This is a genomic window from Streptomyces sp. NPDC000345 (genome assembly GCF_042898825.1).
Lineage (GTDB): Bacteria > Actinomycetota > Actinomycetes > Streptomycetales > Streptomycetaceae > Streptomyces.
Map to the genome: position 1 here is coordinate 125,523 of NZ_JBIAZE010000018.1, position 15,517 is coordinate 141,039.

At 74.1% G+C, this 15,517-nt stretch carries 5 protein-coding genes; all 5 read right to left on the reverse strand.

Annotated features, from left to right (window positions below; all coding sequences use genetic code 11):
* Window positions 1-52: 52 nt before the first annotated feature.
* On the reverse strand, window positions 53-9,139 hold the full coding sequence (locus ACFY30_RS33300; RefSeq protein WP_390848866.1) for a hypothetical protein: 9,087 nt from the start codon (window positions 9,137-9,139) through the stop codon (window positions 53-55).
* On the reverse strand, window positions 9,136-11,667 hold the full coding sequence (locus ACFY30_RS33305) for a CHAT domain-containing protein (protein WP_390848867.1): 2,532 nt from the start codon (window positions 11,665-11,667) through the stop codon (window positions 9,136-9,138). Before ACFY30_RS33305 ends, ACFY30_RS33300 begins: the two co-directional genes overlap by 4 nt.
* 26 nt (window positions 11,668-11,693) lie before the next feature.
* Window positions 11,694-12,488 (reverse strand): DUF6338 family protein, encoded by a 795-nt coding sequence (locus ACFY30_RS33310; protein ID WP_390848868.1) that lies wholly within the window; start codon window positions 12,486-12,488, stop codon window positions 11,694-11,696.
* Window positions 12,485-12,748 carry a hypothetical protein gene (locus tag ACFY30_RS33315; RefSeq protein WP_390848869.1) on the reverse strand — a complete coding sequence of 88 codons (264 nt, stop codon included), beginning with the start codon at window positions 12,746-12,748 and terminating at the stop codon, window positions 12,485-12,487. Before ACFY30_RS33315 ends, ACFY30_RS33310 begins: the two co-directional genes overlap by 4 nt.
* A 201-nt stretch (window positions 12,749-12,949) precedes the next feature.
* Entirely contained in the window at window positions 12,950-15,517 is a 2,568-nt protein-coding gene (locus tag ACFY30_RS33320) for an ABC transporter permease (protein ID WP_390848870.1), read from the reverse strand.

A 15,517-nucleotide genomic window follows, 5' to 3' on the forward strand; every position in this document is an offset into this window, starting at 1 on the left:
AGCCACGCGCGGGAGGGGCCGTCCGCGAGGCGGACGGCCCCCCGCCATCCGCTCAGGCGGTCGACGACCCGGCCGACGGGTACGTCAGCGGGGCCGGCAGCACCGCCGGAGACGCGCCCCGCACGGCCGCGTCGAACGCCGACGCGAGGAAGGCGATCTGGCCCGGGTGAAGCCGGTCCTGGGCATCCTGCCGGTCCCGCGGAGGCACCAGGGCACGGCTCAGGGCCGCGAGTTCGGTCAGCGGGCCCGGTGCGACGAAGAGCGGATCGAGCGCCACGGGCTCTCCCACCGAGGCCAGGAGCCCCAGAGCGATGAGGTGGATCTCCGGTTCCCGTTCCACGGCCGCCCGGTAGAGGCGCCCCCGGCCGAACGTGACCAGCTCCGCGAGATGCCGTGGATTCAGCAGCGGATGGAGGCTCAGCCGGGTGAGGCGCCCCCACACGCCCTGCCGGGGGCCCCTGCCGCTGAGCCAGGTGTCGAGCATCGGATCGACGTGAACGGCTCGCAGGGCCCGCTCACCGGCCTGGCGTGCGAGGCCCACGGCGATCCGCTCCCGCTCCGGATCGGGGGTCCCCGCCGCCAGCAGCGTCGCGCCGAGAAGGGGAACGAGATCCACCTCCCCGGCCCGCCCCTCATCGGTGGCGCGCGACCGCAGCCACTCCTCCAGCGCGGCGGACGCCTCCGGCGAGGGCTGCCCCGCGTTCCCCGCCGCGACGTGCTCCCACGCGGCCCTCACCACCCGTACGTCGACCGGGTCGGCCGCGCGGCCTTCCGCGATCTCCAGGGCCGGATCGGCGCACAGCTCCCGGTAGTCCGCGAAGCGCCGCCGTACGGTCTCGCGGACCGCGCGACCCCCGGTGACGACACTCGGCAGGTCCGGGATCGTGTCGCGCTTGCCCCGCGGGACGGTGCGTACCAGGGCCGTCCCCCGGGGGCCGCGCGTCAGCCGGTCCACCTCGGCGACGAGCCGTTCGCCGTCCCCGTGGTTCGACGCCTCGCTGGAGAACGTCACCAGCATGTCGCTGCTCTCCAGCCGGGCCAGGTAGCGCCGGCGGCCGTGCGGTTCCATCGGGGCGGCACCGCCGAGCACCACCAGCCGCACCGGATCGCCGATCCCGAGCCGCCCGAAGTGACCGAGCGCCGACGGCGAGGCCGCCGCCGAGACCCGTCCGTCCCCCAGGACCGCGGCCCGCAGCACGGCCTTCGCGTCGACCAGCGCCTCGTCCAGTTGCCTGCCCGTCAACCGTGCCCAGGCGGCGTGCTCCGCGGGCATCCAGCGCAGCGCCCCGGAGTCCTCCTCCCGGCAGAGCAGTCCCGCCCCCTCGGCGCCGGTCCCGTCACCGTGCACCGCGGCGAGCGGGAGCACCTGCCGTTCGGACCGCTGCGGCACCGGCAGCCCGGTGCACAGGCCTCCGCCCTCCGTCCGGCGCAGCCACAGAGCGCCGCCCATGGCGTCATCAGGGGCGCCGCCCATGAGGACCGCCGCCACCGCGTCGGCGGCCGGCTCGGGAAGCCCGGGTACGAGGTCACCGGCCCGCGCGGGGAGGAGGGCCCCGCCGCAGCGCAGCACGAGCCGGCCGTCGGCCAGCCGGCCCGCCACCCGCGCGAGGGTCTCCCACGGGGCGTCACCGGGCAGGCGCGGCTGGGCGGACCGGGAGATACGCAGGCCGCCGTCGGACTCCAGCGCCTCGACGGTCACCGGCAGGGCGCCGCCCACCGCGGACAGCACCGCGCGAGCCGCCTGGGGACCCGCCTGCAGTTCCCGGCGCAGCCAGGCGTCATCCGCCCAGCCCTCCTCGGCCGGCACCACGGGGCGCCCGGGCATGCCCTGCACGTACAGGGTTCCGTCGTCGGCCGCGCTCAGCAGCACCGCATCGCCGGGCCGTGCGGGGACACCGTCCGCGCACCGGACCAGATCGTTGCCGGGAGTGAGGCGCACCGTGTCCCCCGGGGCGTACGCCCGCGCCCCGGCACGGGTCACCGGGTACTCCAGGGAGGCGTCCGCCCCGCCCAGGCGCAGGATCCCCGACTCCGGCTCGACGGCGAGCACCGTCAGCACGGCGGGCACCCCGCCCAGCGCGCCCCGCAGCCCCGGCCGCCAGTCGTGCAGGACGACGAAGGCGGGCTCGCTGATGGTGCGGTGGTAGGCGGACACGCTGACCTCGTCGCCCGGCCGGAACAACGCCCAGCACAGCCCGTCCAGCGGATGGAGGGTGCCCGCCGTCATCGCGTGGGCGAGTTCACCCGGCACCTCCACCAGCCTGCCCGGGGAGAGTTCCAGCCACAGCCCGGACGCCCGGCCGGACGACATCGCCGGACCGGCCACCGCGTACAGGTCCGCGGCCTCCCGCACCCCCTGGGTGGCCCTGCCCCCGCGCCGGCGGTCGATCAGCAGGTTCGCGGGGAAGGCGAACCTGCGCAGGTCGCCCGGCGGGTACCGCAGGACCGCGTCCCCGGCCGTCATCACGGGCTCCGCGATGCCCTCCCGCCCGTCGAACTGGACGATCTCCACGGACTCCGGCAGCCCGTCGGGCCAGTGGCCCGTCTGGAGGTCGTGGGGCACATGGCGCGCCGCCGCGTGCCGCTCGCCGATGGCCCGCATCCCGCGGTCCGCGAACGAGACCCGGCCGGCCGGCACCGGCGTCCCGGCCGTCCCCGTCCTCGCGGCGACCGGGGTCACGGTCGCCTCCAGCGTGTCGAGGTCGATCGACAACCACCGCGCCGACGACTCCTCCGGCTTGGAGGGCACCGCGAAGGACCGGGAGTCCTCCCGCCGGATCCGCCCGATCTTGGGGTGGGGGTACCGCATCAGCTCCCGGATCCCGGCCAGGGGGTCCTCCGCGTCGTCCGCGGACGGCTGCGCGAGCAACTGGACGTTGGGCAGCCCCGACACGGTGAACTGGGTCCGGTCCAGCTTGTCCGGCGTGTGCCCGGCCAGCAGCTGGTTCTTGGGGAACACCACCACCTCCCGGCCGTCGAGCCCGTAGGCGGCATCGCCGGGCAGCGCGGTACGGAGCCGGAAACGGCCCTGGTCCGCACGGGTGACACGGACCACGGCACCCACGTCGAGGGGGTCGCAGTCCGCCAGATCCGCGGTGCCCAGCACGACGACCACGCCCGCGCGCAGTTCCAGCCGCACCCGGGGCGCGACGGCGGTGACGACCGCGAAGCACGACGGGTTGCGCGGCGTCAGATGGCCGCGCAGGGCACGCGCCGGGCGGGTCGGCGCATGGGAGAGCCGGCCCTCGAAGTGCCCCGCCTTGCGCTGCCCGGTCAACTCGACCAGGTAGCACGTGTCTTTCAGGGCGCCCGAGCCGTCCTCCTCGAGGATGCGCCGCAGCAGATCCTCCCGGTGCGCGAAGGCGCGCCGGGTCACCCGGGCCGTGATCCGCTGGGGCGCGCTCTTCGGACCGAGTTCCAGGAAGAGGTCGAGGGTGATGTCGTTGGGGTGGCGCAGGATGCGGTCGGCCCACATGAAGACGTGCCGGCCCGGCCGGATCGCGTGCGGGTCGCGCCGGTGGAGGGTGGGCCGCACGTACCGGAAGGTGACCTCGCGGCCGCCCGAGACGTCCCACGCGTCCGTGTCGAGGAAGCCGAGCACCCGCACCTCCTCGGGTCCCGAGGGGTACTGCTTCAGCAGCGGACCGACATCGTCCTGGTGCAGCCGCAGACGCGCGGAGCGCACCTCGTTCGGACTCTCGTCGGCGCCGATGGAACCGCCGCGGCCCTGGGCGCTGAGCACGTCCGCCGTCCGGGCCATCCGGTCGAGGCGCACGGTCAGCAGGGGCAGGACGTGCTGGTGCGCCTGGTCGCGCAGGAAGCGCTCGTCGGACCAGCGGATACCGCTCCCGTGCAGATCCAGCGAGAGACCGCCGTGCTTTCCGCCGTCCTGCTGAGCCGTCCTGGCGGTCAGGGTGATCAGGGTGACCCGGTCACCGTGGAAGACCGGCAGTTCCTTGCCCCACCGCAGCGGGCGGCCGTCGAGCGTGACGTCACCGCGGTGCACGCGGAGGGTACGGCCGAAGCCCCACTCGAACAGCAGCCAGTCCGCCCGGGCCTGTCCGGGCCGTGCGCTCACCGCGCCCACGAAGTACAGGGAGGTGGCGGTCTCCCGGCCCTCGACGATGTTCTGCAGATTCCTGAAGGCACGCAGGTCGACCGGCGGCGTCTGCCGGTACGACGCCACGTACGGCAGCTCCCCGGGCGCGTCGGCGGGAGCCGGCAGCAGGACCACATGGGCCCGCTCCGCCCGGTAACGCCCGCCTTCCACGTGCGGCCCCTCGCCCGCGACGAGCGGCACGGGCGGCAGGCTCACGCTGCGGCGGCCTCCGTCGAGCCCCACCGGGGCGAGCACCGCGTGGCCGTCCCGCAGCGCGGCGCTCCACCCGGTCTCCCTCGTGACCACGGGCCACGCCTCGGCGTGATCGGCTCCCTCGTCGGTCGCCGCGGCCGGCGCGAGAGAGAAGACCCGCCGGACGTCCCACCACGTCCGGCCGCCGTGGTCCACCGGCTCCGCGTGCAGGGCGACGGCGTCCACCTGCCACGCCGTCTCGCTCGGGTACCAGGTGTCGGTGACCCCCCACATCGAGCGGCCACCGGGCAGCCGGACCTCCACACGGTGCCGCTGGGCCCGGTCGGCAGGGTCCACGTAGGGCGGCCCCAGGACGACCCGCCCGTGCGGGGCGCGGGCGTCGGCCGGCTTCGTCCGGCCGGCCCAGGCCAGCAGCACTCCCTCGCGCCTCGGGTCGTGCGCGACCGTGAGAGGTGTCTCGGCGGCCCCTTCGAGGACGCCCAGGGCCCCGTTGCCCTGCCGGTGGTCCAGCCGCCACAGGCACCGGGCGAAGACGCGCCGGCCGCGCGCCGTGAAACTCCAGCCCTGTGCGGACCGGAAGGCCAGCACCTGGTCACCGCTGCGCTGGGTGGGGGCGGTGAAGGCGGACCAGGGCACATGGAGGTCGATGATCCGGTCGCCCACCCGCAGCCACACCCGGGGCGCATGACCGGAACCCTCCGCCGGGGCCGAGCGCAGGATCGCCGTGGTGTAGTCCATCCGGGCGAGCCGCTGAGCGATTCCCGCCCGCTCGTGCCGCGCCACACGCGAGAGCAACTCGGCATCGGGCACGGGGTTCTTCGCCGTGCCGCGCGGTGTGTTGCGCACGGAGACCCCGGTGATCAGGGCCGGCCGGTCCCTCATCGCGACCGTCCAGCGATCGGTCTCCTTCCCCGGCCGCAGCATCACGGACTGCGCCTCCACGGTCACCTCGACGTTGCCCCGCTTGGTCCACGCCCGCAGGGTGCCGTGGCGCGGGTTCATCCCGGCGCCCAGCCGGACGACGGCGTGCTTGGGGAGGTCGTAGAGGTGGAGGAACTCCTCCAGGCCGGCCTCCTCGTCGCCGGCGTGCCGGCTCGCCTCGGCGCTCACCCTGGCCGTGCGCAGCGCCCTCTCGTCCCAGCCGGTGATCGCCTGCTGGGCCGTGTCCTGGACCAGGGGAGGCATGTCCTCGACGACGACTGGCGGGAAGCCGGGGATGTCGTGCTCGACGCACCACCGGGTGCCCTTGCGGACGGCGTCGACCGTGCCGGAGGCGCACAGCTCCCGCCAGCGCGGGTTACGCCGGTCGATCCCGTCGGTGGCGGCGTCGGGCCACTCCTGCGGGGGGACGCCGGCGGGCGGGTCGGTGAGCGTGAGCGAGGGGCCGTCGTGCTCGTCGTCGACCAGCCGTACCCAGCAGCGCAGTCCGGCCGGGTCCTCCCACTCGGCGGCCTCGGCGCGCAGCCGCCCGGCGGCGGCCGGGTCCCAGAACCGCTCGTGCAACAGGAACGTCCGCCCGGGTTGCAGTCCGAACCGCCAGGCCGTGCCCGCCCTGGTGCTCGTCCGCTCCAGCAGCGTCAGGACGGCGACCGTGCCGTCGTCGTAGGGCAGCCGTGTCGCCAGCAACTCGGTGAACCCCCGGTCGACCGGGTGCCAGCCGTCCTTCTCGTAGCGGCCCACGGTGAGCAGGGGAGCACCGCCGGCGAACGGCCGGGACAGGTCGGGGTCCCACTCCGCCAAGGGGCCGCTGTGCGGCTCGCCCCCGGGCGGCAGCCCGTCCGGCGTGACGTCCGCGACGCCCTTGTCCGCGTTCGGAGCGACCTGCACGCGCCGGACGTCACCCGGCAGGAATCCGACCGGCATCCTCCGTGTCTCCTTGACCCCCACCGGCAACGGCTCGCGATCGCGGTCGGGCTCGAGGACGACGACGACCGGGTCACCGAGCCCGGCACCGGCGCAGGGCGGGGCCTCCAGCGGCTCTCCCAGGCCGCAGTTGACCAGCAGCCTCCGGCCTCCGTCGATGCTTGCGCACACCACGGCCGCGACGCTCGGGTACATGAGCCGACGGGCCTGCTGGACGACCTCCTCACGGCGGTGCGGCTCCCGGAACAGGTCCACCGCTCCGTGCGCCTCCGGTTCGACCGGCAGCCAGTGGAACACGGCCTGGTGCGAGGTCTCGTAGGAGAACACCGCCATCACCGAGCGAGGGTCGGGCGGTTGCTGCGCCGCGACCGCCGAGGCGGGGTGCGCGGATCCGTCGAGCGGCAGCGGCGTGGAACGCAGCGTCGAGGTCAGGACGGACGAGTGCCAGGAGTACTCGACGAACGCGCGGTTGCTCCCCGCCTCCGGACTGTCGTCCCGTGTCAACGTGCGCACCAGCCAGTTGAGCTGGCGCTCCAGCGACAGCTCGGTGGTCCGCAGCATCTCCAGGTCCCAGGCGTCGCGAGCCGTGCGCAGGCCGTGGAGCCCGACCAGCCGGCCGTCGTACGACAGGCCCAGCAGCCGCGCCCGCAGGCGGGTGGCGGTCTGCTCGGGGAGCTCCGCGTGGACGAGCCGGTGGAACAGCAGCCGCAGATCCATGGGGGTGCTCAGACCGAACTCGGTGAACACGTCCAGGAACTTGTCGAGCAGACGGGATTCGTGCTCCCCCTCGACCCGGACCACGTCGAGCAGCTGGAGCATGAACCAGCGCCCCAGCCTGGGGAGTTCCTTGGTGGCGTGGACCTGGTCGATCACCTGGATCCAGGTGTCGACGAGTTCCGGCACGGAGCCGTCCGCGCCGCCGTCCCGCACCTTGGACAGGGCGTGCAGCAGGCGGGCTGACGCCCAGGACAGCGGTTCGGGAACGCGATGGGACTTGCGCACCCACCGGGTCACCTCGCGCGGGGAGTCGAGTTCTCCCGGCTGCACCAGCAGGAGTTCCTGGAAGGTGGGCGTGCCGGTCGTGTCGCGGGTCTCGGCCAGCCGGCGGCCCGAGACGTCCTGCTTCAGCACCAGGCGCAGCAGCAGGTTCGCGTTGCCGACCTCCCGGCGGTGGAGCCGTGTGTCGAGGCCGTGCGCCGCCTGGCGCAACACCGGTTCGGCCAGCGGCGGTTCACCGTGGAACCAGCGGCTCTGCGGAGCGTCGTCCCGCGGTCCCCCGTAGCCCGAGAGCGCGTCCAGCACCGCCTGGACGAGCACGTGCAGCGCGCCTCCGCTGTCGTGGAGCAGCCTGGCCTGCCGGTAGACGCGCTGGCTCGGTCCGCCCCTGGCCACGGTGACGGCACGCTGGGCGAACACCTCGGGATGCAGCTCCGGGTAGACGCCCCGCAGCGCGTACATGCCGGTGCGGTGGGCGGAGTACGCCAGCGGGACGAGGACCGGGGGCAGCGGGGAGTCCGGCGCCTGCTCGGTGCCATGGGTCACACCGGTGATGTGGTGCCCGCGTGCGCCCTCGGAGAGGACTTCCGTGCCGTGCAGGACGAGGTCGGCCAGCGGGTGTGCCGCCGCACCGCCGTGCCGCATCAGCCGTACGGCCGTGCGGACGGCCGACAGCAGCCGCAGGAGCACGACCGGGTCCGACGCCGTGGGGAAGGTGTCGCCCGGGGCCTTCGTGGGCCCCCAGCCGGTCCGCACCCGGTCCACCCAGGGCGAGAAGGCCCAGACGGACGGCCAGAACGTCCTCAGCTCGTCCGACCGAGCCGTCCGTACCAGCTGCACCGGGACAGCCTCGGTGCCGTCCGTGACCACCGGACGGGAGCCGGTGCGCAGTTGCCACAGCGCGGTCAGCTGATCGCCCCAACGGCGCACTTCGCGCTGCTCCACCGGGCCGAGGAACCGCACCGGGTACTCCGGGCGGCCCCCCGGCGCGGCCCACCGCTTCACCAGGAGAGCGGCCGCGGCCGCCGGGTCCGTGGCCGCCGCCATGTCCCACAGGGTCTGCTGCCACAGGACCGCGGACAGGGCCTGCGGAGCCGTCTCGGCCGCGATCCCGAGCCGGTCGAGCACGCGCCGCTCCGGGACTCCGGAACCCTTCTCCTCCCAGGTGCGGCTCAGACGGCGCAGTCCGTTGAGGGTGACGGCGTCCCGGTCGAGGCCGGCCACCGGCCCCGCCGTGCCGTCACGGCCACCGGGGTGCAGCAGCCGGGCCGCGGCGGCCATCAGGTCGGGTTCCAGGTGGACATGGCCGATCTCCGGATCGCACACCACCCGCAGCAGCTCTTCCCGCTCGGCGGCTCCCGGGGCGACCTCGCCACGGGCGCGCAGCGCCAGCAGGAAGGGAAGCCGCCCGTATTCCTGCTTCAGGGCCCGCCTCGTGAGGTCCTCCAGCACCGAGCCGTCGCCGTGCAGTTCCGTCCGCAGATCGTCGGCGGTCTCGGGCCGGGCGGCCAGGTGGGCCGTCGCGGCCAGCAGGAGCGACTCCTGCGAGTAACGCGTCATCTCGCGGAAGGGCTCCGTGGTCGGCCGCGGCGCCGCGTGCTCGTTCCACGCCGTGACGGCGTGGCGGAGCGCGGCGACCGCACCGGAAGGGTCCTCCCGCGCGCAGGCCCGCAGCAGGGCGCCGAGCGGTTTGGCGACGGCGCCCCCCTCCACCGTGTCCCGCAGGGTCTCCAGCAGCTGGTCGAGACAGCGGTCGGCGCTGTCGCCGCCCGCACCGGCCAGCCGCAGGAGACGGGGCGCCACGTGCAGTGCCGTCCAGCGCTCGCAGCGCCCGAGCATCGTCAGGGCGTCCGGAAGCATGCCGGGTAATCCGCCGGGGGCGTCGAGCACGTCGAGCACCGCCAGATAGGAGTGCGTGGCCTGAGCGGTGTCCCGCATGGCCGAGCAGAAGTACCAGTCGTCGATCATCGCGTTGCCTCGCTGGGGGAAGAGCAGTGGTTTTTCGTCGGTTGCAGGCCGAGCTGCTCGCGTATCCGCTCGGCGCGCAGCCCCTCGTCGAATCCCGGTGGTGACGGGTCGCCCGTCCCGGGCATCAGGCCCAGCGCCTGTCGCTGGTCCATCGGCAGCGCGAGCAGGATCCTCAGCGTCTCGGCGTCGGCCCCGGCGGCGCGCAGCAGGGGCCAGGGCGCCGCCGTGGGCGGCAGCAGGCGCAGCGCTTCGGAGGCCGGCCAGTCGAGTCCCGCGCGCAGCGCTGCCGGGGCGCTCGCCGGGTGGCCGGCCAGCCAGCGCGCCACCTCGGCGGGTGCGGGCCGTCGCCCCGCCCACTCGACGGTGCGGTACTGGCTCACCAGGGCCCCGACCGGCCGGCTGAGCAGCGGAGAGTCCCACCCCGCGAGGTCGACCGCGTGGCCGGACAGTAACCACAGCAGGGCCAGCGCGATCGCGTCGGCCTGGGCGCGCAGGACGGACAAGGGCAGTCCGGAAGGAGAGGGCAGGGGCGCTCCGGCGGTGGAAGCGGCCCGGACCCAGGTGCGAATGTCCTCGTCGTAGTCGGCGGCGACGGCCAGTGCCGCCGGACGGCCGGGCGCGGACGCGTCGGCGGCCAGACGTTCCAGGATCCGCCGGTACGCGGCCGGCGCGGTGCCGCGCAGGTCCCTGAGGCCCTGTTCCGTCACCGGCCAGTCCTCGGGCCGTTCGACGAGCTCCAGCTCGGCCGCCGACGGCCCGGCCGACGGTTCCTGGCCCGGGCGGTGCCGGCTCAGCGCGGTGACCGGCACGTTCAGGTGGTCCTCCAGGTGCTGCCGTACGGCGGCCAGAGCGCTGGGGCCGGTGGTCCGCAGGACGGTGTCCCGTCCGGTGAGGACCACGATCACCGGATGGGCCAGGGTGCCGGGCGTGCGCCAGAGTCGCCTGTACCAGTGCTGGACGACGGTGTCCCAGGCGCCGGGACTCCACGGGCCGTCGGGGATGTCGTACGTGAGGACCCAGCCGCTGACCGCCTGCGTCTTCGCGTCCTGCTCCGGGAACGCCGCGAGGAACGCGCGCCGGAGCGCCGGTGACGCCGCTCTCGTCTGCCAGTCGTCGCCGCTCGGGGGGCGTTCCTGGGCCCGGGTCCGGAACCAGCGCCGGCGCGGCCAGCCGTGCGGCAGGACGGCGTCCCACTGCTCTTCCCACTGGTTCAGGTCCGCCGCCAGATCGTTGCCGGGCAGGTCGAGCAGGACGCCGGCCAGGCCGCCCCGGTCGAGCCCCCATGCGACGTCGAGCCGCACGCGCCGGCCGTCGGCGCCGTCCCCGTCCCTCCTGCTGCCGTGCTCGACCGGGTAGGCGTGCGGCGAACCGGGCGTGGGCGCCGGGGGAGCGTCGGTGAGTCGCAGTCCGTTCGGGCCGGTGTAGAGGGCGGGAACCCCCAGGTACTCGTCCAGGCCGGACTCGCTGACCCTGGCGAGGCCGGCGGCCATGGCGGAGTGGATCTCGCCGTGCCGGCCGAGCTCCTCGACGAGGCCGTACAGGAAGTCGTGGCCGGTGGTCGGCTCGACCGCCGACTGCATCGCCACCACGGCCGGGACGCCTGAGGTCACGAGCTGCTCGGCGGTGGTTCCCCAGCCCTCGGACTCCAGCATGCCGCCGGCCGTGTTGCAGGAGACCAGGACCGCGAGCTGGGTCTCGGACGCGCGCAGCAGCCCGGCGAGCCTGTCGGCGGTGACCAGGTGCGGTGACGCGCTGCCCGGCTGGTGGAGAAGGATGCCGCTGGTCCGGGGGGCGGGCGCCACGCCGTGGGCGATGACGCACACGATGTGCGTGCGGTCGGCGAGCGCCCGTGCGAATTGGTCGAATTCGGCCTTCTCCATGACTTCGGTGGCGCCGAGCCTGTTCAGCTGGTCCGCGGCGCTCGACGCGGTCCAGACCGCGTCCTTCCTGGACTCCTCGTTGACGGCGTCCACGCGGCCGAGGTCACTGCCGTCCTCGGCGACCACCTGCCCATGGACGCCTGCGGCGCTCACCACCAGGGAACGCAAGGGTTCTTTCGGCCCCGGCGCCGTGCCGGAGCCCACGATCCGGGACAGCACACAACGGTGGTCGCGGTTGACGAGCGGCAGTTCGCGTTCCCGGCCGGTCGGTCCCGTGGGAGGAAAACGGGTCCGGGTCAGCTCCCAGGGCAACGCGCCGAAGACCGCGTCGCGGGCGTGCAGCCGCACCACAAGGAGGTCGTCGGGCCTCAGGTCCCTCATGCAGGTGTCGAAGAGGGCGTCCTCCACGGCTTCCGGGAGCAGCAGGTCGCGCAGCGCCCGGCCCAGGGCGCGGGATCCGTCGGCGGTCCGGCGGAAGGCACCCACGAGGCTGCGCAGATCCCGGGTCTCGCCGCGCGCGGACACCATGGTCTGGGGGGCGCCGGGCAGTTCCAGGGCGACCGTGGCGGACCAGGTCTCCGGGCCCGGGCGGCTCTCCGTGATCCTCGCGTCGGTCAGATGCAGGCCGACGACGCGTTCCTCGCTCATGTCCCCCGCTTTCGGTGTCGGGTGCGTCAGCCGAGGGCCACCAGCAGCAGCGACTCGACGAGCAGCACGCCGGCGGCGAGCTGCCACTGGAGCGCGCGCACCCGGTCTCCGAGGGAGGCTGTGTGCGCGGCCGGCGGCTGCGGCGAGGGGGCCGGAGCGGCACCCGGCGGTCCGACGTGCGCGATGGCCACCCAGGCGATCTCGCGGGCCGGAACGGCCAGCCGTACGAAGGGGGCGGGCCAGGGCACGGGCGGTGCCCCCTGCTCCTCCTTGAGGATCTCGACCTTCCGCAGGACCAGCTCGCGCCGGTCCACCTCGGGGTGGGTGTTCATGGTGTGGAAGAACCCCTCCACGCGGTAGCCGCCGCTCTTGAGCGCCACGACCAGCTTGGGGTGCTTGCCCTGCGGGATCTCGTTGTACAGCAGCTCGTACCACGCGTCGGAGCCGTGGATGCCTCCGCTCGTGGGCGGCCGCATCAGTCCCGCGGCGAGGAGCGCCAGCGCCGTCGCCGCGACGAGTTCCGCGGTCAGGCCGGCCACGGAGAGCTCCGGGTGGGCCGACACATACCGGGCGGTGCCGGAGATGAGCCCCTTCGGGCTGGGCAGACTGGCGGGCCGGATCTCGTGCACCGCCGCCAGCAGTCCGGCGGCCACCGCCGTGGCGAGGGCGCCGACCAGCAGGACCCTGGCGGTCTCCACGAAGGGGCTCTCCGCACGCAGCGGAACACGCCGGCGCAGACTCAGTTCGAAGGCCAGGCCGGGGACCACGAAGACGAAGAAGACGAGTACCGCGGTGAACGAGGCGGGCAACGCTTCGCTCACTCCCGCGCGTCACCGGCCTGCTGGGGCGGCGGGGGTGGGGCCGGGGCCACGGCCGCGGCGGGGGGCGTCTCGAAGCTGGGGGACGGGTCGTCGTGCTGATGGTCGTCCGTCGGGGGTTGAGCCCGTACGACTCCGTAGTGGTCCTTCCGGTCCCGCCGGGTTCTGCCCTGGGGGCGGGGCCGCAGGCTCGGTTGCCCGCTGTCGTCCGGGAGTTCGTCGGATCGGGCGCCGGACTGTGCGCCGGACTGTGCGTCGGTCATGTCCCCCATACCTGACTCTCGTGTGCGCGGTCACCCGTCGGTCTCCGCACGGGCGGGCTTGCGCGGTGCCGCCTTGAACGCTCGTCACAACGTAACGCGGCGAGGGCGGTCGATCGGCTGAGGTGCCGAAGTCGACCGCCCTTGACTGAATCTGATCGCATGGGGACGGGTGGGGAGGAGTGCGGCGGCAGCCGCACTCCCTCACTCGTGGGCGATCGCCGCCAGCACGTTCATCCGGGACGCCCGCAGCGCCGGCAGCAGTGCCGCCACGACACCGACGACCGCCGAGCCGATGACCACGGCGACGATCGTGCCCCACGGGATCGCCAGTGCCTTCATGCCCTGCAGGGCCAGCACCTGTTGTATGCACACGCCCCACACCAGGCCCAGCGCCAGTCCCAGAACCGCGCCGAACACCGCGATCACCACCGACTCCAGCCGGATCATCCGCCGCAACTGCCGCCGGGCCAGTCCGATCGCCCGCAGCAGCCCGATCTCCCGGGTCCGCTCCACCACCGACAGCGCCAGCGTGTTGACCACGCCGAGCACCGCGATCACGATCGCGAGGCCGAGCAGCGCGTAGACGAGGTAGAGCAGGACGGCGATCTGGTCGTGCACCAGCTTCTTGTAGTCGGCCTGGTCGCGCACCTGCACCTGCGGATAGGGGTCGAGGGTCTTCTCCAGCCGGGGCCGCAGCTGATCGGCGCCGGTGCCGGCGGCCGCGTTCACGTACAGCGCGGAGTCCTGCCCGCCCGGTACGTACTTCTCGACGGTCTCGATCCCGAGGAACAGCCCGCCCTGCATGCCGAACCCGTCGGCGGCGTCCTGGTCGGTGAGCGCGCCCACCTTCAGCGAGGTCGTGCGGTCGCCGGGGAACTCCACCGGCAGCACACTGCCCAGCTTCACGCCGTGGTCCTCGGCGAAGTCCACGTCCATGCCGATGGCGCCGTCCGCCAGCGCCGCCGCCGAGTCGCCCTCGGCGTACGTGACCCGGGCGACGTCGTCGACCTGGTCGTCGTATCCCGAGGCCGTCGTCTCGATCCGCCTGCCGTCCGGCAGCCGTACGGCGATCGGCGCGAACCGCTGCCGTACGACGAGGCCGACGCCGTCGGTGTCCCGGACCGCGTCCGTCACCTCCTGGGAGAACGGCGTGAAGTTGGCGTTCTGGATCACGAAGTCCGCGCCGAGCGTCTTGTCGATCTGCTCGTCGAAGGACTTCGACATCGAGGCGCTCGCCACCGACATGCCGCCCACCAGGGCCAGGCCCACCATCAGCGCGGCGGCGGTGGCACCCGTGCGGCGGGGGTTGCGCAGGGCGTTGCGCTGGCTCATCCGCCCGATCGATCCGAACAGCGCGGGGAAGGCCGCGCCGAGCACCCGGATCACCGGGCGCACCAGCAGCGGTCCGGCGATCACGGTGGCGATCAGCGTCAGGACCACGCCCAGGCCCAGCAGGGAGGCCGCGGACGCCGTCTTCGAGGAGGTCGCACAGCCCACCAGCGCGGCGGCACCGAGCACCCCGACGACCGATCCGACCACCGCGCGCACCTTCAGCGGCCGGCCCACCCCGGCGATGTCCGCGGCCGCGAGGGCCGCCATGGGGGACACCGTGGCCGCGCGCCGGGCCGGGAGGTAGGCGGCCACGAAGGTGACGCCGACGCCGACGGCGTACGCCGCCACCGGAGTCACCCAGCCGACGACCATCTCCGTGGTCTTGAGGTTCATGCCGAACGCGCTCATCAGCTTGATCAGCCCGGCCGCGAGACCGATGCCGGCCGCGAGGCCCAGCGTGGAGCCGACCAGCCCGAGCAGCACCGCCTCGGTGAGCACCGAGCGCCGTACCTGACGGCGGTCGGCGCCGAGCGCGCGCAGCAGCCCCAGTTCACGGGTGCGCTGGGCGATCAGCATCGAGAAGGTGTTGACGATCAGGAACACGCCGACCAGGACGGCGACCCCGGCGAAGCCGAGCATCACGTACTTGATGACGTCGAGGAACCCGCCCAGGGACTCCGCCGAGGACTCGGCCTGCTCGTCCGCGGTCTTCACCTCGTACGGCCCCGAGCCGAGCGCGGCGGTGACGCGCTGCTTGAGCGTGGCGTCGGAGACCCCCTCCGCGGCGTCCACGGAGATGCTGGTGGCCTTGTCCGCCGAGCCCAGGAGTTCGGTCGCGGCCACCTTCGGGTCGAGGAAGACCAGGGCCGCGCCGGGGTTGGTGGTGGTGAAGGTGGCGATGCCGACGATCTCGACCTCGAAGGACCCCGGCTGGGCCATCACGGTGAGCGTGTCGCCGATGTCGACGTGCTTCTTGTCCGCGGTGTCCGCGTCGAGCATGGCCTGGCCGGCGCCCCGGGGGGCGTGGCCGGAGGTCAGCTTCACGGGGCTGCGGTCGGTGAGGTACCAGTCGGTGGCGATGGTGGGGGCACCGGTGGTCGGGCCGACGGACTTGTTGTCGCTGTCGACGACCGTGATGTTCTGCACGCCGACGTCCGCGTGGGCGGAGGCGACCCCCTCGACCCGGGTGACCCGGGCCGCCAGGGAGGCGGGCACGGTCTGGACCGCCCCGCTCGGCACCTGGGAGTCGAGATCGTCCCTGGGCTCGACCGTCACGTCCGCCGCCGTGGACGCGAAGAGCCGGTCGAAGGTACGGGTCACCGTGTCCGAGAAGATCAGACTGCCCGCGACGAACGCCACCGACAGGACGACGGCGAGGGCCGACAGCAGCAGCCGTCCCTTGTGCGCGAGGAAACTTCTGAGCGTCGCCTTCAGCAC

What these genes read in the sequence shown, in the direction of transcription:
- ACFY30_RS33305 (WP_390848867.1), bottom strand. Translation starts at nt 11,667, where the DNA reads ATGAGCGAGGAACGCGTCGTCGGCCTGCATCTGACCGACGCGAGGATC.
- ACFY30_RS33315 (WP_390848869.1), bottom strand. Translation starts at nt 12,748, where the DNA reads ATGACCGACGCACAGTCCGGCGCACAGTCCGGCGCCCGATCCGACGAA.
- ACFY30_RS33300 (WP_390848866.1), bottom strand. Translation starts at nt 9,139, where the DNA reads ATGATCGACGACTGGTACTTCTGCTCGGCCATGCGGGACACCGCTCAG.